Origin of the sequence: Achromobacter sp. Root170 (assembly GCF_001428165.1) — a bacterium.
Taxonomy (GTDB): domain Bacteria; phylum Pseudomonadota; class Gammaproteobacteria; order Burkholderiales; family Burkholderiaceae_B; genus Achromobacter; species Achromobacter mucicolens.
Genome location: NZ_LMHN01000016.1, coordinates 361800 through 388451 on the forward strand (window position 1 = coordinate 361800; position 26652 = coordinate 388451).

General features: G+C 65.6%; 24 protein-coding genes. 10 read left to right on the plus strand and 14 right to left on the minus strand.

Translation table 11 applies throughout. The features are described 5' to 3' along the window. Positions 1-2681: 2681 nt before the first annotated feature. Entirely contained in the window at positions 2682-3074 is a 393-nt protein-coding gene (locus ASD87_RS26995) for a hypothetical protein (protein WP_156403472.1), read from the plus strand. Between the two features lie 1219 nt (positions 3075-4293). On the opposite strand, the gene ASD87_RS19640 is transcribed toward ASD87_RS26995, so the two are convergent. Both ASD87_RS19640 and ASD87_RS19645 read right to left on the minus strand, forming a co-directional pair. Then, the gene (locus ASD87_RS19640; RefSeq protein ID WP_056325394.1) at positions 4294-4737 is read right to left on the minus strand and encodes a MarR family winged helix-turn-helix transcriptional regulator; all 444 of its coding nucleotides are present in this window, start codon (positions 4735-4737) and stop codon (positions 4294-4296) included. A 3-nt stretch (positions 4738-4740) separates the two neighbouring features. After that, positions 4741-6339, minus strand: a complete 1599-nt coding sequence (locus tag ASD87_RS19645) for an MDR family MFS transporter (protein ID WP_056325397.1) — start codon at positions 6337-6339, stop codon at positions 4741-4743. 357 nt (positions 6340-6696) lie between these two features. Between ASD87_RS19645 and ASD87_RS19650 the strand changes: the two genes are divergently transcribed. Further along, positions 6697-9195: an AsmA family protein gene (locus tag ASD87_RS19650; protein WP_056325399.1), complete on the plus strand. Its 2499-nt coding sequence runs from the start codon at positions 6697-6699 to the stop codon at positions 9193-9195. Further along, positions 9192-9578 carry an MOSC N-terminal beta barrel domain-containing protein gene (locus tag ASD87_RS19655; RefSeq protein ID WP_056325402.1) on the plus strand — a complete coding sequence of 129 codons (387 nt, stop codon included), beginning with the start codon at positions 9192-9194 and terminating at the stop codon, positions 9576-9578. The genes ASD87_RS19650 and ASD87_RS19655 overlap by 4 nt, the downstream gene beginning before the upstream one ends. 19 nt (positions 9579-9597) lie before the next feature. Here the strand turns inward: ASD87_RS19655 and ASD87_RS19660 are convergent, their stop codons facing one another. From ASD87_RS19660 to rsmD, 4 genes are all read right to left on the minus strand, one after another. Continuing rightward, positions 9598-10821 (minus strand): benzoate/H(+) symporter BenE family transporter, encoded by a 1224-nt coding sequence (locus tag ASD87_RS19660; protein WP_056325404.1) that lies wholly within the window; start codon positions 10819-10821, stop codon positions 9598-9600. Continuing rightward, positions 10818-11069, minus strand: a complete 252-nt coding sequence (locus ASD87_RS19665) for a YfhL family 4Fe-4S dicluster ferredoxin (RefSeq protein ID WP_042795127.1) — start codon at positions 11067-11069, stop codon at positions 10818-10820. The genes ASD87_RS19660 and ASD87_RS19665 overlap by 4 nt, the downstream gene beginning before the upstream one ends. 114 nt (positions 11070-11183) lie before the next feature. Beyond that, a complete protein-coding gene (gene coaD, locus ASD87_RS19670; protein WP_056325406.1) occupies positions 11184-11687 on the minus strand; it encodes a pantetheine-phosphate adenylyltransferase in 504 nt (167 codons plus the stop codon). Between the two features lie 18 nt (positions 11688-11705). Then, positions 11706-12311 carry a 16S rRNA (guanine(966)-N(2))-methyltransferase RsmD gene (rsmD, locus tag ASD87_RS19675; RefSeq protein ID WP_056325409.1) on the minus strand — a complete coding sequence of 202 codons (606 nt, stop codon included), beginning with the start codon at positions 12309-12311 and terminating at the stop codon, positions 11706-11708. Positions 12312-12588: 277 nt separating this feature from the next. Between rsmD and ftsY the strand changes: the two genes are divergently transcribed. After that, positions 12589-13854, plus strand: a complete 1266-nt coding sequence (gene ftsY, locus ASD87_RS19680) for a signal recognition particle-docking protein FtsY (RefSeq protein WP_056325412.1) — start codon at positions 12589-12591, stop codon at positions 13852-13854. A gap of 114 nt (positions 13855-13968) precedes the next feature. Here ftsY and ASD87_RS19685 read toward each other — a convergent pair whose 3' ends face one another. The 7 genes from ASD87_RS19685 to ASD87_RS19715 form a co-directional block, all read right to left on the minus strand. Beyond that, complete coding sequence (locus ASD87_RS19685) at positions 13969-15627, minus strand: CYTH and CHAD domain-containing protein (RefSeq protein ID WP_056325414.1); 1659 nt, start codon at positions 15625-15627, stop codon at positions 13969-13971. Positions 15628-15874: 247 nt separating this feature from the next. After that, a complete protein-coding gene (gene phnE / locus ASD87_RS19690) occupies positions 15875-16699 on the minus strand; it encodes a phosphonate ABC transporter, permease protein PhnE (protein WP_056325416.1) in 825 nt (274 codons plus the stop codon). Next, on the minus strand, positions 16696-17583 hold the full coding sequence (gene phnE / locus ASD87_RS19695; protein WP_056325418.1) for a phosphonate ABC transporter, permease protein PhnE: 888 nt from the start codon (positions 17581-17583) through the stop codon (positions 16696-16698). The genes phnE (ASD87_RS19690) and phnE (ASD87_RS19695) overlap by 4 nt, the downstream gene beginning before the upstream one ends. Continuing rightward, positions 17580-18350, minus strand: a complete 771-nt coding sequence (gene phnC / locus ASD87_RS19700) for a phosphonate ABC transporter ATP-binding protein (RefSeq protein WP_056325421.1) — start codon at positions 18348-18350, stop codon at positions 17580-17582. Before phnC ends, phnE (ASD87_RS19695) begins: the two co-directional genes overlap by 4 nt. A gap of 6 nt (positions 18351-18356) precedes the next feature. Beyond that, positions 18357-19355, minus strand: a complete 999-nt coding sequence (gene phnD, locus ASD87_RS19705) for a phosphate/phosphite/phosphonate ABC transporter substrate-binding protein (protein ID WP_056325424.1) — start codon at positions 19353-19355, stop codon at positions 18357-18359. 147 nt (positions 19356-19502) lie between these two features. Then, on the minus strand, positions 19503-20315 hold the full coding sequence (locus ASD87_RS19710; protein ID WP_056325427.1) for an IclR family transcriptional regulator: 813 nt from the start codon (positions 20313-20315) through the stop codon (positions 19503-19505). A 12-nt stretch (positions 20316-20327) separates the two neighbouring features. After that, positions 20328-21146 (minus strand): HAD-IIB family hydrolase, encoded by an 819-nt coding sequence (locus tag ASD87_RS19715; RefSeq protein ID WP_056325430.1) that lies wholly within the window; start codon positions 21144-21146, stop codon positions 20328-20330. Between the two features lie 149 nt (positions 21147-21295). Between ASD87_RS19715 and ribBA the strand changes: the two genes are divergently transcribed. From ribBA to ASD87_RS19745, 6 genes are all read left to right on the plus strand, one after another. Then, entirely contained in the window at positions 21296-22471 is a 1176-nt protein-coding gene (gene ribBA, locus ASD87_RS19720; protein ID WP_056325432.1) for a bifunctional 3,4-dihydroxy-2-butanone-4-phosphate synthase/GTP cyclohydrolase II, read from the plus strand. A 10-nt stretch (positions 22472-22481) separates the two neighbouring features. Then, positions 22482-23012 carry a 6,7-dimethyl-8-ribityllumazine synthase gene (gene ribH / locus ASD87_RS19725; protein ID WP_056325435.1) on the plus strand — a complete coding sequence of 177 codons (531 nt, stop codon included), beginning with the start codon at positions 22482-22484 and terminating at the stop codon, positions 23010-23012. Next, positions 22981-23490 (plus strand): transcription antitermination factor NusB, encoded by a 510-nt coding sequence (nusB, locus tag ASD87_RS19730; protein WP_056325438.1) that lies wholly within the window; start codon positions 22981-22983, stop codon positions 23488-23490. The genes ribH and nusB overlap by 32 nt, the downstream gene beginning before the upstream one ends. Positions 23491-23627: 137 nt before the next feature. Further along, entirely contained in the window at positions 23628-24593 is a 966-nt protein-coding gene (thiL, locus tag ASD87_RS19735; RefSeq protein WP_056325441.1) for a thiamine-phosphate kinase, read from the plus strand. Positions 24594-24656: 63 nt separating this feature from the next. Further along, the gene (locus tag ASD87_RS19740; RefSeq protein WP_056325443.1) at positions 24657-25163 is read left to right on the plus strand and encodes a phosphatidylglycerophosphatase A; all 507 of its coding nucleotides are present in this window, start codon (positions 24657-24659) and stop codon (positions 25161-25163) included. Beyond that, complete coding sequence (locus ASD87_RS19745; RefSeq protein ID WP_056325445.1) at positions 25160-25726, plus strand: CinA family protein; 567 nt, start codon at positions 25160-25162, stop codon at positions 25724-25726. The genes ASD87_RS19740 and ASD87_RS19745 overlap by 4 nt, the downstream gene beginning before the upstream one ends. 104 nt (positions 25727-25830) lie before the next feature. On the opposite strand, the gene pyrF is transcribed toward ASD87_RS19745, so the two are convergent. Next, positions 25831-26649, minus strand: a complete 819-nt coding sequence (gene pyrF, locus ASD87_RS19750; RefSeq protein WP_056325448.1) for an orotidine-5'-phosphate decarboxylase — start codon at positions 26647-26649, stop codon at positions 25831-25833. Positions 26650-26652: the final 3 nt, after the last annotated feature.

The window sequence follows — 26652 nt, forward strand, 5'->3', positions numbered from 1 at the left end:
GGAGTCCTGGCCTGGTACGCCAGCCTGGGCCGCCAGACCTTGCGCCACGCCTCGCAAGGCAACGAATGGTTCGTCCACAGGGCCACCCGCAGCTGGCTCGCCGCCAGCATCGGCGAGCGCGCCGTCAACCTCAGGCTAGAGGACCTGCAGGCCATCGGTCACAGTGCGGACCGGACGGTCATGCGAGGCCAGATCAAGCAGAACGTCCAATTCGCCTTCGCGACGGAGCTGGTGGATGCGCGCTCCAGCGAGTTCTACAAGGTAAGGGCCAGCGGGTGGCTGCTCTTGCTTGAGGCCGGACTGCTCGGATTAAGAATGCACAGCCTGCCTCAGGACGACAGGCAGAGAGCCGAGCTGGCGGCCGCCGTGCTGACCGCCGGCGCGGCGGGGATCGAAATGCTGGCCTGCGGGACGGAGCTGGTGTTGAGGCACTTCAANTGCCTCAGGACGACAGGCAGAGAGCCGAGCTGGCGGCCGCCGTGCTGACCGCCGGCGCGGCGGGGATCGAAATGCTGGCCTGCGGGACGGAGCTGGTGTTGAGGCACTTCAACGCCGGAAGCATGACCGGGGTCGGGGCCACGGTGTTCTTGGGGAGGCTGCGGCTGTGGGGTGGGGCGTTGGCGACGGCGGGGAGCGTTGTCCTTATCGCTTACGAATTTGAAGATTTAACGTCAGCGATCAAGGACAAGGAGGCGATCCTTGTAGGGGCGTATAGCGTTCGTCTCGCCGTTGCCATGGCGTTGACTGCGAGTCAAGCCGGTCTGGCTATCGCAGCAGCCGGCCCGATGCTGAAAATCCTGGCCGAACGAGCAGTGGAGAGCAGATTTCACTTCCTCTTCGACATCTTCGTCAAAATTTCGGGTGCTCTTGCCAGGAAAGCTGTGATGCTTTTCTTGAGGCGAGTGCTGCTGCGCGGAACGTTGATCACAGCCGCTGTATCGGTAGTTATTGCGATTTTTGACATCGATGCGCTTGAGAAATGGTGCAAGCGGACCATTTATCGCGCGCCGAAGTTCAGGACAGAAGCGTCATTCGCTGACGTGGAAAAGGAATTGGGGGCGCTGTACGGAGCCCTTACGGAGATCATTTGATGTACGTCGCCGAATGGATTGCCTGGTTGGGATGTTTGAAGTCGGATTCGTGGCTGAAGAAGAACTTGGAAGAGCATGGAAGTTCACCGATACCCATAGTGCAGCCGGCCTACGAGGACAGCGTAATAGAAGATCGTGCGCGCCAAGCTGCGAAGCGATTCGCATGCGCCAAATCGCAGGGACCCATCTACACATGCAATGACACGTACCTCGAAATGCGCTGCGGCGGATTGGAAGATAAGCGAGGATTGATATCGCTAGTCACCTTAATCTTCGTGTACTTCGCGGTTGGCGTGTGGATTGATACTGCCGGGCGAATTATGTGGGCAGTCATATCCGGTTCTGGCATCGTATATAGCAGAGAAATCTATATCGGGGATCTGTTCTTTTTTGTGCTATTGACCGGCATGATGGGGGGGGCGCTATGGCTTTACTTCAAGTATGCATTTCGCTTCACGCGCCTTGAAATGCTCACATCACGGCACCTTCTGATCCGCTTCAACCGGATCACCCGTCAAGTCTTTCTTCATCGGCCGGCGAGCTGCGGGGGGATTCTGGTTCTGCCTTGGGAGGGTGTGCATACAGAGGAAATACCTGGATTGAGGCTGGTGATGGGTTGGTACCCCGGAGATAGCACGGACTTGCCTTTTCCGACCATCGCGTTCATCGGAAGGCAAAGCAGCCGTCTGTCCGACCTGCAGTCCGAATGGGAATTCATCCGCCGGTACATGGACGAGGGCGGTCTGCAAGCTGTCGAGAAGCCGCGCATCAGCTCGCAGCTGCCTTTGCCCTGGCCTGCCTTCACGGCGCAGTTCGAGGCGCTAGGTCCGTTTCTGCGCAATAGCGGCCCGTTGACGTGGTTGGGTTGCGTGCTGATCTCTCCCGCCTTCGTCATNCCTTCACGGCGCAGTTCGAGGCGCTAGGTCCGTTTCTGCGCAATAGCGGCCCGTTGACGTGGTTGGGTTGCGTGCTGATCTCTCCCGCCTTCGTCATTGTTGGCTTAGCGCATTGGGCTTCTTTGCTTCTGTGCTGGCGGCCCCGTTGGCCGCGCGCTATTCGTGAGGCAGGCCAGCCGGGAAAGCCGGCGCCCGCTTTCACTACCGTCACTGACTACCCGCCGGACGTTCAGTCACAGTTGCTGGCCAATGCGCACCGCTGGAAGTTGCGGCCGGGGCGCGCCCCTGTGAATTCGTCGCGGGTGGGAAAGCGCGGCGGGTGAGGGCGACTCGCCGCTCCTACGCGCCGCCATTTTAAAAATCCCCCCCAACACTCTCAACACGCTTGCTCTGGCTTATCAATTGCGGCCCGCGGTGGTTGTCGCCTTGGCTGCAGGACAGTTCGCTCGCCCATCGCCACCGCCCATCGGATGTTCAAAGTTCTCACTGAGCGCGCAGGGATAACCTACGCGAACCGTTTTCATTGTCCGAAAGTTTCATGGGCTAGAAATAACGAAGATGCTCCTGCCGAGTTAGGAGCGCTTCATAGCGCTTTGGTGGAGATTCTGTAATGTACGTTTCGGAATGGTTGCTATGGCAGGGGTGTCTGAAATCGGATGCCTGGATAGGACAGCATGGCGGGGAGGATAGGACCATGGACGAAGGCGGATTGCAAGCGGTAGAAAAGCTCCGCCTCAGTTCGCAGCTTCCTTTGCCCGGGCCAGCCTTCACCGCTCAATTCGAGGCGTTAGGCCCGTTCTTGCGCAATAGTGGTCCGCTGACGTGGTTCGGTTGTCTGCTAATTTCACCGGCCTTCGTCATTGTCGGCCTATCGCATTGGGCCTCTTTGCTGCTGTGCTGGCGGCCGCGTTGGCCGCGCATCATTTGTGAGGCGGGTCAGCCGGGAAAGCCGGTGCCCGCACTCACAACCGTCGCCGACTATCCGCCGGACGTTCAGGCACAGTTACTGGCCAACGCTCACCGCTGGGATTTGCGGCCGGCTAGCGTGCCTGAGAAACGAGAGCGAGGATCTGATGTACGTCGCTGAATGGATCGCTTGGCTCAGCTGCGTCAAATCTGATGCATGGTTCAAGAAGAACCTGAAAGAGGATGGAAATCAGGTGTACCCGACCGTCCAGCCCGCATACGAGGATAGCGTTGCAGAGGATCGTGCACGGCAAGCCGCAAAGCGTTTCCAGCGCGCATCAACAATGGGGCCGGTCTATGCGTGTAACGACATATTCCTCGAAATGCGATGTGGTGGCATGGAAGACAAGCGCGGCCTTCTAACGCTTTGCTCATTGATTTTCCTGTGCTTTCTCATTGGGACTTGGGTTGACTTCGATGCGCCCGTTTTATGGTTCTTGTTTGGAGGAGGCGAGCCGAGTGCCACCTGGAGCTTTGGCGCTATCCTTCTCTCGTTGCTAACGACGCTGGGTACCGCCATCCTTCTTTGGCTCTACTGTAAGTACGCTCTCCAGTTAACCCGCCTTGAAGCGTTGACTTCTCGGCACATCCTTATCCGCTTCAATCGAATCACGCGCCAAGTCTTCTTGCATCGACCGGCAAGTTGCGGTGGCGTTCTGGTAATGCCTTGGGAGGGGGTTCACACGGACGAAATCGCCGGATTGAATTTGATGATGGGTTGGTATCCCGGTGACAGCACAACATTGCCGTTTCCGACCATCGTGTTCATCGGAAGGCAAAGCAGCCGTCTATCCGACCTACAGTCTGAATGGGAATTCATCCGCCGGTACATGGACGAGGGTGGTCTGCAAGCGGTCGAGAAGCCGCGCATCAGCTCGCAGCTGCCTTTGCCCTGGCCAGCCTTCACGGCGCAGTTCGAGGCGCTAGGTCCGTTTCTGCGCAATAGCGGCCCGTTGACGTGGTTGGGTTGCGTGCTGATCTCTCCCGCCTTCGTCATNTGCCTTCACGGCGCAGTTCGAGGCGCTAGGTCCGTTTCTGCGCAATAGCGGCCCGTTGACGTGGTTGGGTTGCGTGCTGATCTCTCCCGCCTTCGTCATTATTGGCTTAGCGCATTGGGCTTCTTTGCTTCTGTGCTGGCGCCCGCGTTGGCCGCGCGTGATTCGTGAGGCAGGCCAGCCGGGAAAGCCGGCGCCCGCTTTCACTACCGTCGCTGACTACCCGCCGGACGTTCAGTCACAGTTGCTGGCCAATGCGCACCGCTGGAAGTTGCGGCCGGGGCGCGCCCCGGCGAATTCGTCGCGCGTGGGAAAGCGCCGTGGGTGAGGGGCGACTCGCGGCTCTTAACCGCCCCGATCCCCCGCCGCCCTGACAAAATTCTCTTCCAACACGCTCAACACCCGATTCAGCGTATCCACATCCGCCGCGGACAACCCTTTAAGCGACTCCTCAAAAAACTGCGCCCGTTTCGGCAGCGCCTCATTCACCACCGCCTGCCCTTCAGCCGTCAGCGTCGCATTCGTCAGCCGGTTGTCGTCGGCATCCACCGCCCGCGAAATCCATCCCAGCTTTTGCATCGCCTGCAATTGCCGCGTCAATGACGCCGGATCCAGCCGGCAGCGCTCGGCCAGATGCTTTTGCGAACATTGTCCGTTTTCATGCAGCGCCAGCAGAATCCGCCAGCGCGGCAGCGCGTGGCCTACCTTGCTGCTGAAGGCGCTTTGCATGACGCGGTAGGTTTGGCCCATGTGCTGGATGACTTGCAGGCCTTGTTGTTGTTTGGGCAAAAGCTACTCTCCGACGCCGGCGGGCTCCGGTTTGGATGGCCGGACCAGTTGCACCAGGGGCACGCGCCGCACGCACCAGATTGCGAAGACGGCGACGGCGAGGGCGATGAGTTGCCCTTCGTGGATGGCGCCCACCAGCGCGATGCGCGCGATTTCGATGAGCGACGTTCCGTCCTGGCCTTGATGGGCCAATTGTGCCAGGAACTCGGTCTGGGCCGCGGGGTTGACCAGCATCTGCGGGTCGTTGAGTTTGGGAAGCCATTGGGCGGACGCGCCGCGCAGCGTGGATTCCACGCCGTTGAAGTAGCTGTGGCTGACCATCGTGCCGACAACCGCGGTGCCCAGCATGCCGCCGATCATGCGCAGGGATTGCAGCAGCGCCGTGGCGATGCCCAGGTGGCTGCGGCCGGCGGTCTGTTGGGCGAAGACGGTGAGGTTGGGCATGATGAAGCCCATGCCCAGCCCGGCCATCAGCATGTAGGCGCCGATCAGCAGGTGCGACGTGTAGCTGTGGGTGGTAACGATGCCCAGGCACGAGAACGCCATGAGGATGAAGCCGGCGTACAGCATGCGGTTGGGGTTGCGGATGCGGGTGATGATGCGGCCGTTGACGATGCTGCCGACGGTGATAAAGACCACCATGGGCGTGATGAGCAGGCCCGCCTGCTGGGGCGACAGCCCGAAGCCGCCCTGCAGGAGCAGGGGGGCGTAGAACAGCAGGGAATACATCGTCACGCCGACCAGCAGGGCCAGGGTGAAGAGCGTGGCCAGGCCGCGGTTGCGGAACATGTCCAGGGGCAGAAGGGGATGCGGGCAGCGGCGCTCCCACCAGATCAGGGCGGCGAAGGCGGCGATGCTGCCGGCCCCAAGCATCACGAGGGAGGGGGTGAAGCCGTCCTTGGGCAGGAGTTCCACGAGCAGCTGCATGGTCCCTAGCGCCACGGCAATCAGCAGCGCGCCCTGCCAGTCCAGCCGGACCTTGCCGGGGCTTTGGTTGCGCAGGTGCGGCAGGTAGCGGGCAACGAACCACAGGCCCAGGATGCCGATGGGCAGGTTGACGTAGAAGACGGAGCGCCAGCCGTAATGTTCCGTCAGGGCGCCGCCTAGCGTGGGGCCGACGGCGTTGGCGATGCCGAAGGCGGCGCTGAGCATCACCTGCCAGCGCAGGCGCACGTGGGGATCGGGGAAGAGATCCGGGATACAGGCGAAGGCCGTGCCGACCAGCATGCCGCCGCCAATGCCTTGCAGTGCCCGCGCCAGCACCAGTTCGAGCATCGTGTCAGCCGCGCCGCACAGGACCGAGGCCAGCGTGAACAGCACGATGGCGGCCACGACGAAGGGTTTGCGTCCGTAGTAGTCGCCCAGCCTGCCGAAGATGGGCACGGTGATGACGGAGGTGAGGAGAAACGACGTCGCGACCCATGCGTAGAGTTCGAAGCCCCGCAGCTCCGCCACAATGGTGGGCAGCGCGGTGCCCACCACGGTCTGGTCGATGGCGACCAGCATCATCACGAAGCACATGCCCAGCATGGCCAGCAGGGTTTGCCGGAAGGGCAGGATCTGGCCGGGCGAGTGTGGAGAAGTGGGGGCGGGGGCGGTCATTGTTGGACGCATCAATAATTGATCGATCAATCATTCTAGTCCTACAATCCGCCCGACAGGAAGCCGTCAGCTTGGCCGATCCCGCTGACCGGCCTGATTTGTTACGATAGCGGTTATCTGCACGCTGGGTTACCGGCGTCTTCAGCAGGCCTTCCTCGGTAGCACCTTCCTTTGGCGCCCATGCCGCAGGCTCGGCAGGCGCGAGGACACGTCCTGAAAGGCAAGCCCTTCGTGGCAAGCCCTGGAATGCAGACAGTTCAATAGGCCGGCGGACTTGCGCCGGCAACGCACCTTCCCCCGCGCTTGGCGCGGAGGTCGGCATCAAGGATTTCCAGTCGAGGTACCGACGGGGCAGCAATGAAAACGTGGTTCAAGCGCATTTTGATAGGCCTGGTAGTGTTGGTTGTCGTGGCCGTCGTCGGCCTGGCCATCTTCTTGCTGACATTCGACCCCAACGCGTACAAGTACAAGCTGGAAGAGCTTGTCCAGGAACGCTATCAGCGCACGTTGACGATCGAAGGCGAGATCGAGCTTTCGCTCTTCCCGCGGATCGGCCTGTCGGTGCAGGGCGTGTCCCTGTCCGAACCCAATAGCACGGACACCTTTGCCTCCATCGAAAGCACGCGGCTGGCCGTGGCCGTCTGGCCGCTGCTGTCCAACAGCTTCGTCGTGGACCACGTTGCCATCAGCGGCCTGAAGGCGCGCGTGGTGCGCGACAAGCAGGGCCAGTTCAATTTCAGCAATCTGGTGGGCGGCACGCCGCCTGTCACCGATGCCCCCGGCAATCCGGCCGAGGCCCTGGTGGGCGCGGCCCAGACCGCCGCGCAGGCGATTACCGGCGGTCCCGTGTCGACGCCGCGCAACAACATGCAGATCGACATTGCCGGCCTGGATCTGAAGGACGGCGAAGTGCAGATGCAGGACGCGATCACCGGCATGGCGGTCGCGGTGACCCGTATCAACGCCAATACCGGCCGCGTCACGTTCAACCAGCCTTTCGATGTGCGGATGTCGGCCCGGGTCGAAGGCGGCTATCCGCGCGTCGACGCCAACCTGACCGGCCAGGCGTTGCTGACGCTGGACCCCTCGGCCAAGCGCTATGCCGCGCAAAAGCTTGATTTGCGCATGGACGGCAAGTTGCCCGGCGCGGAGGCCAAGAGCCTCGTGATGCGCGGCAACCTGGCCTTCAATGGGCAGAAGTCCGCACTGGACGTGGCTGGGCTGGAACTCCTGTTCCAGGGCGACGTGACCGAACCTTCGGCCAAGGCGACCAATGTGGAAGCCAGCGTGGCAATTCCCAAATTGGCGATCGATCCGCACAAGAGCCAGCTCCAGATCGAAAAACTGGCCGTGCGCGCCAAGGGCGGCGTGGCCGATGGTCCGTTTGAACTGGCGGTCGATGCGCCGGCGCTCAATATTTCGCCCGCCTCCGCCACCGGCGAGGCCCTGACCGGCCGCGTGCGCATCAGCGGCCTGGACGCCAGCTTCGGCCTGAACGGCATCAGCGGCAACGCCGGCGAACTGGACATCAAGGAAGCCAAGCTGGACAGCACGTCCAAGAAGGGCGAACGGGTGGTGAAGCTGAATTTTGCGTCGCCGCTCAGCCTGAATCTCTTGATGCGCAGCGGCGCCATGTCGGCGCTGCGTGGCGACGTGAACATCACCGATCCGGGCCTGCCCAAGGGCAGCCTCCAGATCCCGGTGATCGGCAGCCTGACGGTGGACCTGCTCAAGGACCAGGCCACCAGCAAGATCAACGCGGTGCTGGAAGGCGGCAAGTTCGACCTGAGCGCCGACATCACCAAACTGTCTGACACGCCGCAGATGAAGTTTGCGCTGGCCGTGGACACGCTGGACCTGGACAAGCTGGTGCCGCCGGTCTTGGCCGCGCCGCCCAAGCCGCCTGCGGACGGCAAGAAAGACGACAGCAAGCCTGCGCCGGCGCCCGCACCGGCCGCGCCCCCCGACGACACGATCAACCTGTCCGCGCTGGTGGGTCCCAGCGTGAACGGCACGCTGAAAGTGGGCAAGCTGGTCGTGCGCGGCCTGAAGGCCGACGAAGTGTCGGCGGCGGTCAAGCTGGACAAGGGCAAGCTCGACATCTCCAACCTGGCGGCAGGGCTTTACGGCGGCAAGCTGGCCGGTGCCCTGTCGGTGGACGCGGCGCAGGGCAATCAGATCGCGACCAAGATGACGCTGGCCGATATCGCCATCGAGCCGCTGCTGATGGACCTGGCCAAACGGAACGTGTTGAGCGGCACGGGCAATCTGATGCTGGACCTGAAAACCGGGGGCGCCAACGTCTATGCCATGAAGAGCGGGCTGGCGGGCGCGTTGCAAGTGCGCCTGCGCGATGGCGCGGTCAAGGGCATCGACCTGACGCAGACGCTGCGCGACCTGAAGGCCCGGTTCTCGCCGGAAGCGCAGAACGAGACCGTGGCTGCCGACACCAGCAAGCAGACGCAGTTCTCCGAAATGGATGCGGACCTGGCCATCGCCAAGGGCGTGGCGACGGTCAAACGCCTGAGCTTCGTGTCGCCGCTGTTGCGCGTCACGCAGGGCGATCCGGCCACCATCGACTTCGTCAAGAGCGAGCTGGATCTGGTGGCGCGCGCGCGTGTCATCAACCCGGCGGCCAATCCCGACGGCAAGGAACTGATCGACCTGAAGGACGTGACCATTCCCGTCCATTTCAAAGGTTCGTTCGACAACCCCTCGTATACGCTGCTCTGGAAGGACGCCATCGGCGGCATCCTGAAGCGCAGCCTGGAGAACAAGCTCAAGGAAGCGGTCTCCGGCAAGGGCAAGAGCGGCGCCGCGGTGGACAAGGCCTTGAAGGGACTGTTGGGCAAATGAGCGACGACCAATTCCAGCCCATCGCCGAATGCGGCGTGACGACGCAGGCGCAGGCCGCCGCCTACCATCGCCAGTGGCTGGTCGCCAATGATTCCGGGCAGTGGCTGAACCGCGAACTATGCCCCAGGCTGGCCGACGTGTCGGTGGAACTGCGCCTGGGCTACCTGGTGTTGAAGGCGCCGGGCATGCTGCGCATGGATATTCCGCTGGACGTGATCGAAGACGACGACAGCGTGCGCTACAGCATGCTGGTGGGCGAGCAGACCATCGACGTCGTCGACGAAGGCGAGCTGGCCGCGGCCTGGATTTCGAACTTCGTGCAGGTGCCTTGCCGCATCATGAAGGTCCACCCGGACACACCCGTGACCAACTGGCCGGCCTGAAGGCGGCCAGCGCCGGTTTTCAAGCGCCCGCGCGGGTGCGCTTGTACTCGAAGGCGGTGTGGGCCACGAGGCCCGCCGCCAGGCCCCAGAAGGCCGAACCAATTCCCCAGAAACTGAATCCCGAGGCCGTCGCCAGCAACGTGATAAGCGCGGCCTCGCGTCGTTGCGGGTTGGCCATGGCAGCGGCCATGCCGCCCATGATGGTGCCCAGCAGCGCCAGGCCGGCCAACGCAGCCAGCAGGGCGGCAGGTAGCGCCTGGAAGAAGACGGCGACCGCGCCCGCAACGATGCTGAGCGCGACGTAGCTGACCCCGTAAGTGGCGGCGGCGATGTAGCGCTTGCCCGGATCGGAATGCGCTTCGGGCCCCGTGCAGATGGCCGCGCTGATCGCGCCCATGGTGACGCTGTGCGCGCCGAAGGGGGCGGCCAGAAGGCCCAGCAGGCCCGTGGCGGCCACGAGGCGCGAGGCCGGCGGCCGGTAGCCGGCGGCCTGCAGAATGGCCAGGCCCGGCAGGTTTTGCGAGGCCATGGCGACGACAAAGAGGGGAATGCCCAGGCTGACCGCCGCCTGCGCGCTGAAGGCGGGCGTCGTCCATACGAATTCGGTCAGGCGCCAGTCCAGCTGGTCGACCTGCATGAGGCCCATTGCGGCCGCCATGGCCACTGCCACGGCCATCACCACCAGCACGGCGTAGCGCGGCGCCCAGCGGCGGCACAGCAGGTAGGCGGCGCACATGGCCAGCACCAGCGCGGGCTGCTTGTTGATGTTGCTGAAAATGCCCATGCCGAAATTGAGCAGCACGCCAGCCAGCATGGCGGCGGCGACCTCGCCGGGAATGCGGCGCAGGATGGGATCAATCCAGCCGAACAGTCCGCACGCGAGCGTCAGGCCGGCTGCCAGCACGAAGGCGCCCACGGCTTCATTGAAGGGAACGCCGGCCAGCGCGGTGACCAGCAGCGCCGCGCCGGGCGTGGACCACGCCATGACCACGGGCAGGCCCGTGCGCAGGCTGTAGAACGCGCCGCCCAGGCCCAGGACGAGGCTCAGCGAGCCGATCCATGAGCCGATGCGCGCCGCGTCCAGGCCGGCTGCGTGGCCCGCCTGCACCATCAGCACGGCGGTGCCGCCGAAACTGACCAGGACGGCGACCAGCCCCGCAGCGACCGCGGACGCGGAGAGGTCGCGTCGGGCGTGGTGTGGGGAGGGGGAAAGGTTGATGCTTGGCGGCGCCGTGTCGCTCATGCGGCACCGGTCAGGCGTCGATACTTGGCCATGAGTTGCTCCTGGCCTTCATTCCATTGCGGGTGCAGTTCGATGCATTCCACCGGACAGACCACCTTGCACTGAGGCTCGTCGTGGTGGCCGACGCATTCCGTGCACCGGTCGGGGTCGATGACGTAGTAGTCCTCGCCCATGGAAATCGCTTCGTTCGGGCACTGGGGCTCGCAAACGTCGCAATTGATACATTCTTCGGTGATGGTCAGGGCCATGATGGGCTACGGAAAGGCGAGGGGCCCGGCCATTGTAGCGCCGGGCGGCCGGGGCCCGGAAAGCGCGAAAAGGGCGCCTTCGCGCCCCGTTGGGGATGGTGCGGGCGGGGCGCCTCAGCCCGGCCAGGACTGTTCGCGGCGTTCCTTGGCCTTTTCCTGGAGCCAGCGCTCGACGGAGGGGAACACAAACTTGCTGACGTCGCCGCCCAGTTGCGCGATTTCACGGACGATGGTGCCCGAGATGAACTGGTACTGGTCGGACGGCGTCATGAACAGCGTCTCGACGTCGGGCAGCAGATGGCGGTTCATGCCGGCCATCTGGAATTCGTATTCGAAGTCGGACACGGCGCGCAGCCCGCGCACGATGACGCGCCCATTCTGTTCGCGAACAAAATCCTTCAACAGGCCGCCGAAGCTTTGCACTTCCACGTTGGGATAGTGCCCCAGCACTTCGCGTGCGATGTCCACGCGCTCGTCGATGCTGAAGAAGGGCTTCTTGTTGCGGCTAGTGGCGATCCCCACCACGACTTTGTCGAAAAGCGTGGCTGCACGGCGAACCAGGTCCTCGTGGCCCCTGGTCAGCGGGTCGAAAGTGCCGGGATAAACAGCGATGATCATGCGAGCTCCGTACCGTTATTAGTGGTCTACACCATCCTCCGAAGCCGGATTATTGATCGATTTGCGCATCGCAGCAAATTCCAAAAGATGGAAGTGGACCGCGCCGGCCTTGTCCTGCCGCAGAATCTGGAATCCTTCGGGGGCTTCGATGGCGGATTCCGCCTCGACATAGACTAGCCCGTGATCGGTCAAAATGCCCGGCAGGATCGGCCACAGGCGCGGCAGCCAGCCCTGTCCGAAGGGCGGATCCAGCAGGATGAGGTCGAACCGCGAGGCATCCATCCGTTCGGCGACCTGCATCGCATCGCCCACATGGATGCGTATCATGTCGGCTTTGAGCTTGTCGCGCAGTGTCCGCAGCGCGGACGCGGCGGTCTTGTCCCGCTCGACCATCTGCACATGCGCCACGCCGCGCGAGGCCGCCTCGAAGCCCAGGGCGCCGCTGCCGGCAAACAGATCCAGCACCTGCTTGTCGGCGAACTCGCCGCCCCACAGGTGCGTAAGCCAGTTGAACAGCGTCTCGCGGACCCGGTCGGGCGTGGGACGCAGCGTCTCCACGTCGGGCACGGCGATGGGGGTGCGCCTGTATTGGCCCCCGACGATACGAATATACTTGTTACCCATGTTTAGCCGCTTCTTCAAGAAAAAATCCCCTCCGCCCGCCACGCCGGCTCAGCCCGCGTCGCCGCCGGAGGTTGCCGACGCGCCAATCGCGCCCGCGGAGCCGTCTTCTGCCCCGTCCAGCCCGTCGCCGGCGTCGTCTTCGCCGGCGCTTCGGTCGGAACCTGCGGCGCCGGTCGCCGCGCCGGTCAGCGCGCCTGTGACGGTGCCTGTGACCCCGCCTGTGACCCCGGAGGTAACCCCGCCGGTGACCCCGCCCGCGGCGCCGCCGGCTCCGGCTGTGCCAGCGCCGTCCGTCTCAGCCGCTCCTGCGCCAGTGGCGACGCCCGCGCAGCCTGCGCCGTTCCCGGCACCGGCCGCGCCGTCCCTCACGCGCACCGCGCCGGCTTCCGCACCGGTCGCGGCGCCTGCAGCAGCCGCTTCCGCCGTGCCAGCGGTTGAGCCATTCCGCGCACCGCAGCCGCCTGCACCCGTCATCGCGCCCGCACCCGTGGTCCCGGCGCCTGCGCCGGTATCATCGCCTGCGCCTCTGCCGGTATCAGCGCCTGCGCCAGTTTCCACGCCTGCCCCTGTCGCAGCACCCGCACCCGTCGTTGCAGCCGTCCCGGAACCCGCACCCGCCGAGGCGCCCAAGAAAGCCTCGTGGCTGTCGCGCCTGAAGCAGGGCCTGTCGCGCACCGGTCAGAGCATTGGCGGCATCTTCGTCGGCGTTAAGGTCGACGAGAACCTGTTCGAGGAACTCGAATCGGCCCTCATTATGGCCGATGCCGGCCTTGAGGCCACCGAGAAGCTCCTGACCGCGCTGCGCGCGCGCGTCAAGAAGGAACGCATCGAGGACCCGGCCGAGGTGAAGACGGCCCTGCGCCAGTTGCTGGCCGATCACCTGCGCCCGCTGGAGCGCGCGTTCGACCTGAAGCGCACGCAACCGCTGGTGGTGATGATTGCCGGTGTCAACGGCGCGGGCAAGACGACTTCCATCGGCAAGCTGGCGCATACGTTCCAGCGCCAGGGCGCCAGCGTGCTGCTGGCCGCCGGCGACACCTTCCGCGCCGCCGCGCGCGAGCAACTGGTGGAATGGGGCAGCCGCAACAACGTCAGCGTGATTTCGCAGGACGGCGGCGATCCGGCCGCGGTGGCGTTCGACTCGGTCAATGCCGGCCGCGCACGCGGCATGGGCGTGGTGATGGTGGATACCGCCGGCCGCCTGCCCACGCAGCTGCACCTGATGGAAGAACTGAAGAAGATCCGCCGCGTCATCGGCAAGGCGGATGCGTCCGCGCCGCATGAGGTGCTGCTGGTGGTGGATGGCAACACGGGTCAGAATGCGCTGGCGCAGATCCGCGCGTTTGACGCTGCCATCAACCTGACCGGTCTGGTCGTGACCAAGCTGGACGGCACGGCCAAGGGCGGTACGTTGGCTGCGGTTGCCGCCGGCAGCCAGGGCGTGCGTCCGGTGCCGGTGTACTGGATCGGGGTGGGCGAAAGCCTGGAAGACCTGCAGCCCTTCGTGGCGGACGAGTTCGCGGCGGCATTGCTGGCGGATTGAAGCCGTTCATTCGGCAGGCTGAAACGCCCCTCTGAAGGCCCCTGGCGGGACGACGCGCAAGCGCCGTCCCGCAGTCGTTTGCGCGTCAGCCACGAGGCCGGCGCGCGATGCGTGTCACTTCCAGAATGGCTTGCTGCGCGCCAAGTCATCGAAGGCCTGCTGCGCCTCGATGACCAGTTCGTCCAGGCGCGCGCTGATCCAGCCCAGCGCAAACCACGCCTGCGGATGCGTGGCCGTACACGACTGGTAGTAGTCCTTGGCCATCGCCAGGTCGTTGATTTCGCCCAAGACGTCCTGCACGCGGGACAGCAGCTTGCGATAGCCGCGCAGCTTGCTGGCGGGCAGCAGCGATTCGGCGAAAGACAGACCGTAGCGCAGGCGTTTGCCGCGCTTGCGCAGCTCGTGGCGGGTGGGGATGTCCAGCGAGGCGAAGTGCGTGCCTTGGTCGGCCACCTTGCCGTGCCAACGGTGCAGGCGGCGGGCCAGGAGCTTGTGCAGACGCTGCGGCTGCGGCTCCGGCGTCAGCATCGGGATGATGGTGGGCTTGACGACGGGACCGGCCACGCCGCCTTCCAACCGGATGGCAGGTTCGGGCGCGGCGTCGCTGGGCGTGCCGTTGGCGATCGTCTGGCCGTCCGCTTCCGGCTGGACCGCCGGCACGTCGAGCGACCATTCCAGCAGTTCCAGCAGCCAGGCCTGAAACGGCTGGCCGCCCGCAATGGTCTGCGCGTCCGCCTCGGGCGGCGCGGCTTCCATGGGGATCACGGGCATGCCGGCGCGCAGCAGCGCGGGGGCGACAGTTTCGTTCAGCACGTCCTGGTCGCGGTTGGCGCCGAACGCCGCAAAGTGGGTGCGCACGCCTTGCAGCAGGGAACCGGGCACCGGCGCGATCCAGCCATCGAACAGCTTCCAGGCCGACCGCAGCCGGCGCACGCCCACGCGCAATTGATGCACGTGTTCGGAATTGCCTGCGCGGTACACGCCTTCGGTGTCGACTTCGGCCAGCACCGCGGCATTGCGGCAGATCTGATCCAGGCATTCGGCCGCAATCGCGCCCATTGCCTGGAACGGTGTCATGTCGTTGCGCAGCTTCACGGCGGCGGCGCCGCGCGGCGCCCAGAACTGGGCGATGGCCTGCGCACGCCGCGCTTCGTGATCATCGCCGGCGGCGGCGTCCACCTCGGCCAGGCGCTGCGCAAGCTGGGCCAGGGCGTCGCCGCGTTCTGACTTGCTACGCGGATCCAGGATCAGCGCATGCCGCTGCTGCCAGCCGCGCGCGGCGGCGAAGATGGCGGCGGGGCGCCCCGACACCAGTTCGAATTCCAGTTCGGAGATCGGCAGCTCGAGCGCGCCCGCGCGCAGGATGCCGGTGTCGTAGGCCAGCTCCACCGTGCCGTGGCGCGTGCGGATCTTGCGCAAGAGGCGCTGCACGTCGGTTTCGTAGCGCAGGCCCAGTTCGCCCTTGATTGAAGACAGCGGGCCTTCGACCTCGGTGCCGGCATAGACCGACAGGTCAAGCACCGGACCGGGACGAGGGTGGTTCATCTCGATGCGCGAGATCGCGTCGGCGCCGGGCATCTTCAGCGTCTGCACCCAGTCGGGCCCTTCCTGGCGCAGCCGGATGGCGATGCGCGCCCGCGCAAGCTCACGCTCTGGCGTGTCGAAATACATGGCATGCAGGCGAAGGCGCGTGGCCTCGCGCTGCTTGACTTCACGCAACACGGCCTGGCGCGAAGCCGTGGGCACGTGCAGTTTCAATTCCTGTTCCGACATGGCAGCGGGTGTCCGACGGCAAAAGCCGAGATCTTAATCAAGGCGCGGGTGCGATTTGATGACCGGTCATATTTTGTTCACATGGAGGATAGACGTGATCGCGCCGCAAAAACAAGGCGGCTGATCAAGGACGTTGACGCGCTTTTGCGTTGCTTGCGAACAGAAAGGAACCCGCCAATAGAAAACGCCGCCCCACAGGGGGCGGCGAAGGAGCGCTGTCAGGGGAAACCGACAAGCGTAAAGCAGGCTACAGGATGCGTTTGCGCGCCTGCGTGATGATGACTTCGGCCAGGACAACGACCACGAAGATGGCGGCCAGCACCAGGGCAACGCGGTCCCACTGGAACAGGTTCAGCGCGGTGTCCAGCGCCATGCCGATGCCGCCGGCGCCCACCAGGCCCAGCACCGCGGATTCGCGCACGTTGATGTCCCAGCGCAGCAGCACGATGGACCAGAACGCCGGGCGGATCTGCGGCCAGTAGGCATACCAGATCACCGATGCCTTGCTGGCGCCCGTGGCCGTGACGGCTTCGATGGGGCCGCGCTGCGCTTCTTCGATGGCTTCGCCGACCAGCTTGCCGACAAAGCCGATCGAGCGGAAGGCGATGGCCAGCGTGCCGGCCAGTGCGCCCGGTCCGAAGATGGCGATGAACAGCAGCGCCCAGACCAGCGAATTGACCGACCGGCTGGACACCAGGATCAGGCGGGCCAGCATGTTGATGGTCTTGCTGGGCGTGAGGTTGTTGGCCGCCAGCAGGCCCACCGGCACGGCCATGAACACCGACAGGATGGTGCCAAGCGTGGCGATGTGCAGCGTTTCGATCAGCGCCGCGTGCACGCCATCCGGGTAGTAGGCCCAGTCGATCGGCCACATCCGGCGAAAGAGATCGGCCATCTGCTCCGGCGCGTCATACAGGAACTCCGGAATGATCTCCACGCCGCGGATCGCTTGCACGACGGCTGCCACCAGCAGCAGGTACAGCGCAAAGCGCAGCAGGCGCTGGCCCATGCTGTAGCGTTGCCAGACACGCGGCTGGCCGGCGGGGTTCAAGGGGGAGACGTGGGCGTTCATTCTTCCACCTCAGCCTTGCGCGCGGCCGCCGGCCTGCTGCTGCCCAGACCGCGGGCGCCAGCGAAGCGGCTTTGCAGGATGCGGTCGAAACCCAGGTTGTCCAGGAACACGGCCCGCACGAAGCTGGCCAGAATTTCACCCAGCATGATGATGGCGATCAGGGTCAGCAGGATGGCGCTGACGAAGTCGTAGTCGAAGCGCTGAAAGGCCGAGAACAGCGTGCCGCCCACGCCGCCCGCGCCCACGATCCCCACCATGGTGGAGTTGCGCAGGTTGGAGTCGAACTGGTAGGTGGCAAAGCCGATGAAACGCGCGAACACCTGCGGCAGCACGCCAAAGACGATGACGTTGGAGAACGACGCGCCGGTGGCGCGCACGGCCTCGACCTGCTTGAGCGAGATTTCTTCGATAGCCTCGGTGAAGAGCTTGCCGATGAAGCCGATGGACGCGACGGTCAGCGCCAGGATGCCTGCCAGCGCGCCAAAGCCCACGGCCTTGACGAACAGGATGGCGACGATGACCGGGTGCAGCGCACGGCACAACGCGACGATCGACCGCGCGGGCCACGAGATCCACGCGGGCATCAGGTTGCGTGCGCCCAAAAGGCCCACGGGCAGGGCAAGAAAGATGCCCAGCATTGAGGCCAGGACCGCGATTTCAAGACTTTCCGCGATGCCCTTCCACAAGGTGGCGGGCTTCTCGAAATTGGGCGGGAACATGCGCGCGAGGAACGTCGAGGCGTGCCCCATGCCGGCCTCGAAACGCGACCAGCTGAAGTCGAGCTGCGTGGCCGCATAGACCGTGTAGAGCACCAGCAGCAGCAAGCCCAGCTTGGCGCGTCCGGACATGGCGAAGGGGCGGATGGCGCCCCGGGGTTGCGTCATTCCAGCCAAGACTCGCCTCCGTAGATGGTCTTGAGCATGGTGGCGTCCAGGCCCTGCCCGTTGCCGTCATAGACCACGTGGCCGCCCGACATGCCGACGATGCGCGTGGCATAGCGGCGGGCCAGTTCGACGTCGTGGATGTTGACGATGACGGGGATGCCCGTGGCGCTGCCCTGCGCGGACAGCAGCTCCATGATCTCGACGGAGGTCTTGGGGTCGAGCGACGACGTCGGCTCGTCGGCCAGCAGCACCTGCGGGCGCTGCATCAGCGCGCGGGCGATGCCCACGCGTTGGCGCTGGCCGCCCGACAGCGCATCGGCGCGCTGGTCGGCAAATCCGGCAAGGCCCACGGTATCGAGCAGCTTGTAGGCGTGCTCGATGTCCTCGGGCTCGAAGCGGCGCATCCAGGCCTTCATGGCCGAGGTATAGCCCAGCCGGCCGGTCAGCAGGTTTTCCATCACCGTCAGGCGTTCGACCAGGTTGTATTCCTGGAACACCATGCCGATGCGGCGGCGCGCGCGGCGCAGCGATGCGCCGCGCACTTGCGCCAGATCGACGGTGCCGTCGTCGGACTGCAGGATGATCTCGCCCTTGGTGGGTTCGATCAGCCGGTTGATGCAGCGCAGGAGCGTGCTTTTACCGGTGCCCGACGGCCCGATGATGGCGGTGAGCCCCTGTCCGGCGATCTGCAGGTCAATGCCGTTCAGTACCGGCCGGCCGGCCCGGTATTCCTTGACCAGGCCGGAAATGCGTAGCGACGTCGTCATGCTGGATTACTTCTTGCTCTTGGCGGATTCGCGGTCGTAGGCCGCGCGGTTGAAGCTTTCGCCACCGGACTCGGCGACCTGGCGGACGATGGCCCAGTCCTTCTGGTAGGTCACCGGATAGAAGCGGTCGGCGTTGTCAAAGGCCTTGGACATCTCCGGCGGGAAGCGGTAGTCGTAGAAGCACTTGAGCATCTGGTCGCGGAACTTCGGCTCCAGGTCGTGCGCGTAGGCGAACGACGAGGTCGGGAATTTCTCGCTGGTGTAGATGATGCGGAAATCGGCTTCCTTGACCTGGCCGCGTTCGACCATGCGCTTGAAGACGTCGGATGCCACGGCCGCGGCGTCGTAGTCGCCGGAGTTCACGCCCATGACCGATTGGTCGTGCTTGCCCGAGAAGATGACCTTGTAGTCCTTGTCGGGCGTCAGGCCTTCCTTGGGGAACAGGGCAACAGGCGCCATGTGGCCGGAGTTCGACGAGGGCGCGGTGTGCGCGAGCTTCTTGCCCTTCAGGTCGGTCAGCTTCTGGTAGGGGCTGTCCTTCTTGACGATGACGATCAGGTTGTAGCCCTGGAAGCCGTCGGCGTAGCCCTTGACCGCGAACGGCACGGCGCCCGCGATGTTCACGGCGAAGGCGGTGGGGCCGGTCGAGAAACCGCCGACGTGCAGGCGGCCCGAGCGCATGGCTTCGATTTCAGCCGCATTGCTCTGCACTTGATAGAACACGACGCGCTTGCCCGTGCACTCGGACAGGTGCTTGGTGAAGGGCTTGAAGATGTCTTCGTACACGGCCGGGTCTTCCACGGGCGTGTACGTGAACACCAGCGTGGAAGGCGTCTTGAGCTTGGACGGATCGGTCGGCGTGTCGGCCACCAGGTCCTTGTTCGAGTCGCAGTACATCTGGTCCAGGTCGCCGCGGTTGGAGCAGGTGTCGGCGGCCTGGGCGGCGGACGCTCCAAAAGCGAATGCGGCCAGCGCGGCCGCCTGCATAAGACGCAAGGCTTGCATCGTGTGTCTCCTCGTATGGGTATTAATTGAATGTTTGCTGAATTCAAACACACAACCGGGGACGGCACACTCGGGAAAGTCCCTGCCTTTCTTTTCGTCTTTTGTTCGTTTTGTTCGCTTTGTTTTCGTTTTTGCGCGAAAGCGCACTCAGCCGCGGAAGCCCAATTTGCGGGAGATTTCCTGCGCGCAGGCCAGCAACGGCCGCGCGATCGCGCCGTCCCACGACACGTCGAACAGGCCCGTGGGGCCCAGGCTGGTCAGCGCCAGCACGATGCTCCCCGTGTTGTCGAAGACCGGCACGGACAGCGCGTCCACGCCCGGCAGCGGATTGCCCAGCGCGCGGGCCATGCCGTGCACGCGGATGTCCGCCAATTGCGCGTCGATGTTGGCGCGCGAGGCCTTGCGCGGGGGCGGCACGCTGGCGATGACGGCGGTGTCGCCTTCCTCACGCGCGATGTAGTGTTCGCTGACCTTCGGGGGCAGCCAGGCCGCGAACACCAACCCGGTGGCGGTGTGCAGCATGGACATCACCGTGCCCTTGCGCATGTTCACGTGGACCGGATAGCTGGCTTCGGTCATGTGGATCATGGTGGGGCCGTGCGAGCCCAGCACCGCGATGCCCAGCGTGTGGCCGATCTCGGATTGCAGCTTGGCGATCTCGGGCATGGCCACCCGCACGGGATCCAGGCGTTGCAGGCTGACCAGCCCCATCTGCAGGGCGAAGGGGCCCAGTTCGTACTGGCCGGTGGTGGCGTCCTGCTGCACCAGTCCGACGCGGATGAAGCTGACCAGATAAGGATGCGCCTTGGCGGAAGTCATGCCCGCGCCCGCCGCGAGGTCGCGCAGGGTCAGGGGCTTGCCGGCGTCGACCAGGGCGGCCAGCAGCGGCACGCCCACTTCGATGGACTGGATGCTGCGGCGGCCGTCATTGGCGGGCGCCGCGGTCTTGGAAGTTGCCACGGTGTGCTGACCTCAGGCCGGCTGGACTTGGGAGGGCCGGCGCGCGGCAAGCAGCCGGTCGGCCATTTCGACGAAACCGCCGCCGCCATGGAAGGCGGCCACGAAGGCGGGGCGGTGCGTCAGGCGATGCAACTGGGCCTGGATGTTGGCCACGCCGACCGAGATCGGGAAGTAGGCGAACATCGGCTCGTCGTTGGGCGAATCGCCAATGAACAGCGTGCTGTCCAGCGCGCCCGCCACGTCCTGGCCGAACTCGCGCTGGAACATGGTGCGCGTCATCGTGAGCTTGTCGTAGTCGCCGAACCAGCCATTGACGTGGATGGAGCTGACCTTGGCCTGCGCGCCCGCGTCCTGGAAGATCTGGACGATGCGGCTGATGGCGGCGTCGGGCAGGGCGGGGACGTCTTCGCAGAAATCGATGGCCAGGTCAGCCACGCGATAGTCCTGGTCGCTGGCGACGGCGCTGCCGGGCACCTCGGCCAGGACGCGGTCGCGGATGGCGTCCAGCCGCTTGCGGCTTTCCTGGCGCGAGGCTGCGTCGGTCCAGTAATGCGTGGTCATGCGGCGGGCCTTGCGGTCGTAGGCGTAGTAGAACGCGCCGTTCTCGCCGACCACGGCGCGCACGGGCCACATGCGCGCGATGTGGTCGCACCAGCCGGCGGGGCGGCCGGTGATGGGCACGACCTGGATGCCGGCCTGTTCCAGGCGTTCAAGCGCGGCGTACGCGTCGGCCGGCAGGCGGCCTTCGGTGGTCAGCGTGTCGTCGATGTCGGTCAGGACGACGCGGACGGCTGCCGCGACGTTCAAAGGCATGGCCGCAAGGGCTTGCATGAGGTTTTTCCTTCGTTTTTCTGGGGGGATCTCCGGGCGAAAGTTTAACCGGACGGCCCCATCCGGACGGGCCGTCCAGACACGAATAGGGGTTCGGCCCGCAGGGGCGGTAAAATCCGGGCTTTCCCGCCTGGTTTACGCGTCACGCCATGTCCGTCCAGTTGTCCTCCCTGCCCGGCTCCGAGCCGGAATCCTTCGGCATCGCTTCGGTTGCCGAGATCATCGCCGAGCTGCGCGCCGGCCGCATCGTCATCCTGGTTGACGAAGAAGACCGCGAAAACGAGGGCGACCTCGTCATGGCCGCCGAATTCGTCACGCCCGAAGCCATCAACTTCATGGTCACCCACGGCCGCGGCCTGGTGTGCCTGACCCTGACCGAAGAACGCTGCCGCCAGCTCGAGCTGCCCATGATGGCCGCCCGCAACGGCACGCGTTATGGCACCAATTTCACGCAATCGATCGAAGCCGCCGTGGGCGTCGAGACCGGCATCTCGGCCGCCGACCGCGCCCGCACCATCCAGGTGGCGGTGGCGCGCGACGCCAAGCCGGCCGATCTGGTCCAGCCCGGCCACATCTTCCCGGTGCGCGCCGTGCCCGGCGGCGTGCTGGTGCGCGCCGGCCACACCGAGGCCGGCTGCGACCTGACCGCCATGGCGGGCCTGACGCCTGCCGCCGTGATCTGCGAAATCCTCAAGCCCGACGGCACCATGGCCCGCCTGCCGGACCTGGTCGAATTCGCGCGCCAGCACGGCCTGAAGATCGGCACCATCGCCGACCTGATCCAGTACCGCAGCGAGCACGAGTCCATCGTCAAGCGCGTGGGCAAGCGCACCATGCAGACGGCCTGGGGCACATTCGAGGCCGTGGCCTACGAAGACGCCGCCACCGGCTCCGCCCACTTGGCGCTGGTGCATGGTAATGTGACTCCCGACGCCGAGACGCTGGTGCGCGTGCACGAGCCCGCGTCCGTGCTGGATGTGCTGGATACCGGCGCAAGTCCGCATAGCTGGGGCGTGGCCCAGGCGCTCGAGGCCATCGCCGCCGCCCCGGCCGGCGTGCTGGTGCTGATGAACTGCCAGTCTTCCACGGAACACCTGTTTGGCCAGATTGCAGGCTGGAACGACCCGAAGGCCCAGGCCAATTCCGCCAACGCCGACCGCTTCGGCCTGCGCACTTACGGGATCGGCGCCCAGATTCTGCGCGACCTGAACGTGGGTCAAATGAGGCTCCTGGCCCGGCCGCGCAAGATGCCCAGCATGGCGGGCTTCTCGCTCACCATTACGGGTTACGATTGCGACCCGCAGAACACTCCCGCAACACACTGAAGGCCGACACATGAACCCTTACATCCTTACCCCCGACCTGAACGGCGAAGGGCTGCACATCGGCATCGTACGCGCCCGCTTCAACGAAGAAGTCGGCCAGGCCGAACTCGAAGCGTGCCTGAAGGAACTGGCCGAACTGGGCGTGGACGAGCGCGACGTGATGGTCGCCACCGTGCCCGGCGCGCTGGAACTGGGCGTGGCCCTGTCCCACATGGCCGAAACGTTTGAATTCGACGCCCTGATCGCGCTGGGCGCGGTCATCCGCGGCGAAACCTATCACTTTGAAGTGGTCAGCAATGAAATGGCCACGGCAATCACCCGCATCTCCCTCGAAACCGGCATCCCCGTCGCGAACGGCGTGCTGACCGTCGACACCGACGAGCAGGCGCAAGCCCGCGCCGCCGGCAAGGGTCGCGATTGCGCCCAGGTGGCCGTCGAAATGGCCAACCTGGTGGCAGCGCTGGAACCCGAGGAAGAAGACGAAGACGAAGACGACGAGGACGAAGATTTTGACGACGAAGAAGACGACGACCAGCGCTGATAGCGCGGCGCAGGCCCGCGCCAATGCGCGCAGCGCGCGCCGCCGTGCGCGCGAATTCGCGCTGCAAGGCGTGTACGCGTGGCTGCTGCGCGGCGGCGAAGGCACGCAGGACGCCGGCGAGATCGACGCCCATCTGCGCGACACCGAGGACTTTTCCGAGGCCGATGCGCAGTGGTTCAAGACCTTGCTGCACGGCGTGCTGCGCGAAGCGCCCGCGCTGCGCGAACGCTTCACGCCCTACGTCGACCGTCCGCTGGCCGAGTTGTCGCCCGTTGAGCACGGCATCCTGCTGATCGGCAGCTTCGAGCTGATCCATCACGTCGAAGTGCCGTACAAGGTCGCCATCAACGAAGCCGTGGAACTGGCCAAGTCGTTCGGCGGCACCGATGGCTTCAAGTTCGTCAACGGCGTGCTCGACAAGCTGGCTGCCGATGTCCGCGCGCACGAGGTCCAGGCCGCGGCGCAGCAACGGCGATAGCGAGCCCCCCCGCAGCGCTTTGCGCCTCCTCCCGAGGGGGCGCCGCTGCGGACCGGCGGAGCCCGGATCACGGCCACGCCGCGTGGCACCCGTTAGAGTGCGACGGCGATTCTTGAACGCCGCATAGTGGAGGCGCGGTGGCGTCCGAATTTGATCTGATTGCGCGCTATTTCACGCGTGCCGCGCCTGCCGGCCTCTTGGGCGTTGGCGACGACTGCGCGCTCTTTCCTGTTCCTCCCGGTGAACAGGTGGCCACCAGCACGGACTTGCTGCTGGAAGGTCGGCATTTCTTTCCCGACGTAGACCCGAAATCGCTGGGCCACAAGGCGCTGGCGGTGAACCTATCCGACCTCGCGGCCATGGGCGCGCGCCCGATCGGCTGCGTGCTCGGGCTGGCGTTGCCGCGCCTGGACGAGCCTTGGCTGGCGGCGTTTGCCGAAGGGTTTCACGCGCTGGCGGCGGCCCACGGCTGCCCGCTAGTCGGCGGCGACACCACGCGCAGCGCGCACGATCTGGCGATCAGCGTGACCGTGTTTGGCTCGGTGCCCCCCGGTCAGGCGCTGCGCCGCGATGGCGCGCGCAGCGGCGACGACATCTGGGTGTCCGGCGAACTGGGGGCGGCAGACGTGGCCTACCGGCTGCTCGACGGGCAATACCCGGCTGATGCCGCGCTGCTGGCCGCCACGCGCGGCGCGTTGGAGTGGCCCGAGCCGCAAGTGGGGCTGGGCACGGCGCTGCGCGGCATCGCGCATGCAGCCATCGACCTGTCCGACGGCCTGGTGCAGGACCTGGGCCACATCCTGGCCGCCAGCCGCGTCGGCGCCCGCCTGCGGTTCGCGGACCTGCCGACGGCGCCCGCCCTGGCGGGCCTGGACGCGGCGCCGCTGCAACGCGCGCTGCTGGGCGGGGGCGATGTCTATCAACTGTGTTTCACCGCGCCGCCGTCCCGGCGCGACGCCGTGCTGGCGGCAGCCCGCACGGCCGGCGCCTGCGTGACCCGGGTGGGCGAGATCCTGCCGCAGCCGGGCATCGCCGTTCTCGACTCGCACGGGCAGGCGCTTGCCGACCTGCCCGCCGGCTTCGATCACTTCCCCGCGGACTGATCCGCGGCTTCCTTTTTGCGGACCCTTCCCCCCATGTCTTCCGCTGATAAGCACTCCACCTCCATGCGCGACCGCCGCCGCGCCGCGTATCCCGCGCTTTCCTGGGTCTGCCGCGATCCGGGCCGGCTGATTGCGTTTGGCTTTGGCAGCGGACTGATCCGTCCGGCCTCCGGCACGTGGGGCACGCTGCTTGCTTGGGCCATCTGGGTGGCGGCGGCGCCTGCGGCGTCGGACCTGGCCATCGGCGTGTTCCTGGCGGTGGCATTTCTGTACGGATGCTGGGCCTGCCATCGCGTCGGCCGAGAACTCCAGCAGCCGGATCATGTCGGAATGGTCTGGGACGAGATGGTGGCGTTCTGGCTGGTGCTGTGGCTTACGCCGGCCGGCTGGTTGTCGCAGGCGCTGGCGTTCGTGCTGTTCCGCACGTTCGACATCGTCAAGCCGCCACCCATCAAGTTCTTCGACGCCCATATCAAGGGCGGTTTCGGAGTCATGTGGGACGATATCGTGGCCGCCGGCTATGCCTTGTTGGTGATGGCGCTGGTGGCCCGCACAGGAGTCTTGGGATGAACGATCAGCATGAAGGCGCGCGGACCAACATGACGGCCGCGCAGTTGTCGGAAGCGACGATCCTCGGCCTGTCCGAGCGGCTGGGCGATGTGCTGCGCCAGCAGGGGTGGATGCTTGGCACCGCCGAATCCTGCACGGGCGGCCTGCTGGCAGGCGCCGTCACCGCGGTGGCCGGTTCCAGCGAATGGTTCGAGCGCGGCTTCGTCACGTACAGCAACGACGCCAAGGTTACCGAACTGGAGGTGTCGCCCGAAACGCTGCATCACTTTGGCGCAGTCAGCGAGCCCGTGGCGCTGGAAATGGCAAACGGGGTGCTGCTTGCCGTGCCCAATGCGCACGTGGCCATGTCGACCACCGGCATCGCCGGACCGGGCGGCGCCACGCCCGGCAAGCCGGTGGGCATGGTGTGCTTTGGCTTTGCCATGCGGGTGGGCGACGGCATCAGCAGCCGCGCGGTGACGCACGTGTTTCAGGGCGACCGGGGGCAGGTGCGGCAGGCGGCGGTGGAGTTCGCGCTGCGGGCCGTGCTGGAATTCGCGGGTGCACCGATCAACCGGCGATGAATCCCGACCCGAAACGCCCGCGCTGAACTTGCGGGCATTCAAATGAAAAAAGCCGCTGCACCGTGCATTCGCACATGGTGCAGCGGCTTTTGCGCAATGTGGCGTCAGCGCACCGCGTTGATCGCGTCGCGCAGGCCCTTGGCGGCCTCGGCGGCGGCTTGGCGCCAGTCGTCGCCTCCGCTGGCGTAGATAATGGCGCGCGACGAGTTGATCATCATGCCGTTGCGCGCTGCGTTGGCGCCGGCGTTGACCGTTGCCGTGATGTCGCCGCCCTGGGCGCCGATGCCCGGCACCAGCAGCGGCAGGGCGTCGCCGATGCGCTGGCGCACCGCAGCCAGTTCGTTGGGGAATGTGGCGCCCACCACCAGGCCGCACTGGCCATTGGCATTCCATTTGTCAGCCACCAGCCCCGCCACGTGCAGGTACAGGGGCTCGCCGTTGTCCATCTTCAGGAATTGCAGGTCCGAGCCGCCCGGGTTGGAGGTGCGGCACAGGACGATCACGCCGCGGTCGCGCCACGCCAGGTAGGGCTCGACCGAGTCCAGTCCCATGTACGGGCTGACGGTGAGGGCGTGGGCCTGGTAGCGCTCGTAGGCTTCGCGGGCGTAGTTTTCGGCGGTCGAGCCGATGTCGCCGCGCTTGGCGTCCAGCACGATGGGCAGGTCGGGGTGCTTGTCGCGGATGTGCTGGCACAGCGCTTCCAGCTGGTCTTCGGCGCGGTGCGCGGCAAAGTACGCGATCTGCGGCTTGAAGCTGCAGGCGTATGGCGCGGTGGCGTCGACGATGTCGCGGCAGAACTGGAAGATGGCGTCCGGCTTGTCCTGCAATTCGCGCGGGAAGCGCTGCGGGTCGGGATCCAGCCCGACTTGCAGGAGCGAGTTGCTGGTGGTCCAGGCGTGTTCGAGTTTTTGCAGGAAATTCATGGG

What these genes read in the sequence shown, in the direction of transcription:
- rsmD (WP_056325409.1), bottom strand. Translation starts at nt 12,311, where the DNA reads ATGGGTAACAAGTATATTCGTATCGTCGGGGGCCAATACAGGCGCACC.
- ASD87_RS19645 (WP_056325397.1), bottom strand. Translation starts at nt 6,339, where the DNA reads ATGACCGCCCCCGCCCCCACTTCTCCACACTCGCCCGGCCAGATCCTG.
- coaD (WP_056325406.1), bottom strand. Translation starts at nt 11,687, where the DNA reads ATGATCATCGCTGTTTATCCCGGCACTTTCGACCCGCTGACCAGGGGC.
- ASD87_RS19650 (WP_056325399.1), top strand. Translation starts at nt 6,697, where the DNA reads ATGAAAACGTGGTTCAAGCGCATTTTGATAGGCCTGGTAGTGTTGGTT.
- phnE (WP_056325418.1), bottom strand. Translation starts at nt 17,583, where the DNA reads ATGACGCAACCCCGGGGCGCCATCCGCCCCTTCGCCATGTCCGGACGC.
- pyrF (WP_056325448.1), bottom strand. Translation starts at nt 26,649, where the DNA reads ATGAATTTCCTGCAAAAACTCGAACACGCCTGGACCACCAGCAACTCG.
- phnE (WP_056325416.1), bottom strand. Translation starts at nt 16,699, where the DNA reads ATGAACGCCCACGTCTCCCCCTTGAACCCCGCCGGCCAGCCGCGTGTC.
- ribH (WP_056325435.1), top strand. Translation starts at nt 22,482, where the DNA reads ATGAACCCTTACATCCTTACCCCCGACCTGAACGGCGAAGGGCTGCAC.
- ASD87_RS26995 (WP_156403472.1), top strand. Translation starts at nt 2,682, where the DNA reads ATGGACGAAGGCGGATTGCAAGCGGTAGAAAAGCTCCGCCTCAGTTCG.
- phnD (WP_056325424.1), bottom strand. Translation starts at nt 19,355, where the DNA reads ATGCAAGCCTTGCGTCTTATGCAGGCGGCCGCGCTGGCCGCATTCGCT.
- ASD87_RS19655 (WP_056325402.1), top strand. Translation starts at nt 9,192, where the DNA reads ATGAGCGACGACCAATTCCAGCCCATCGCCGAATGCGGCGTGACGACG.
- ASD87_RS19665 (WP_042795127.1), bottom strand. Translation starts at nt 11,069, where the DNA reads ATGGCCCTGACCATCACCGAAGAATGTATCAATTGCGACGTTTGCGAG.
- ASD87_RS19685 (WP_056325414.1), bottom strand. Translation starts at nt 15,627, where the DNA reads ATGTCGGAACAGGAATTGAAACTGCACGTGCCCACGGCTTCGCGCCAG.
- ASD87_RS19740 (WP_056325443.1), top strand. Translation starts at nt 24,657, where the DNA reads ATGCGCGACCGCCGCCGCGCCGCGTATCCCGCGCTTTCCTGGGTCTGC.
- ASD87_RS19715 (WP_056325430.1), bottom strand. Translation starts at nt 21,146, where the DNA reads ATGCAAGCCCTTGCGGCCATGCCTTTGAACGTCGCGGCAGCCGTCCGC.
- ribBA (WP_056325432.1), top strand. Translation starts at nt 21,296, where the DNA reads ATGTCCGTCCAGTTGTCCTCCCTGCCCGGCTCCGAGCCGGAATCCTTC.
- phnC (WP_056325421.1), bottom strand. Translation starts at nt 18,350, where the DNA reads ATGACGACGTCGCTACGCATTTCCGGCCTGGTCAAGGAATACCGGGCC.
- ASD87_RS19660 (WP_056325404.1), bottom strand. Translation starts at nt 10,821, where the DNA reads ATGAGCGACACGGCGCCGCCAAGCATCAACCTTTCCCCCTCCCCACAC.
- ASD87_RS19745 (WP_056325445.1), top strand. Translation starts at nt 25,160, where the DNA reads ATGAACGATCAGCATGAAGGCGCGCGGACCAACATGACGGCCGCGCAG.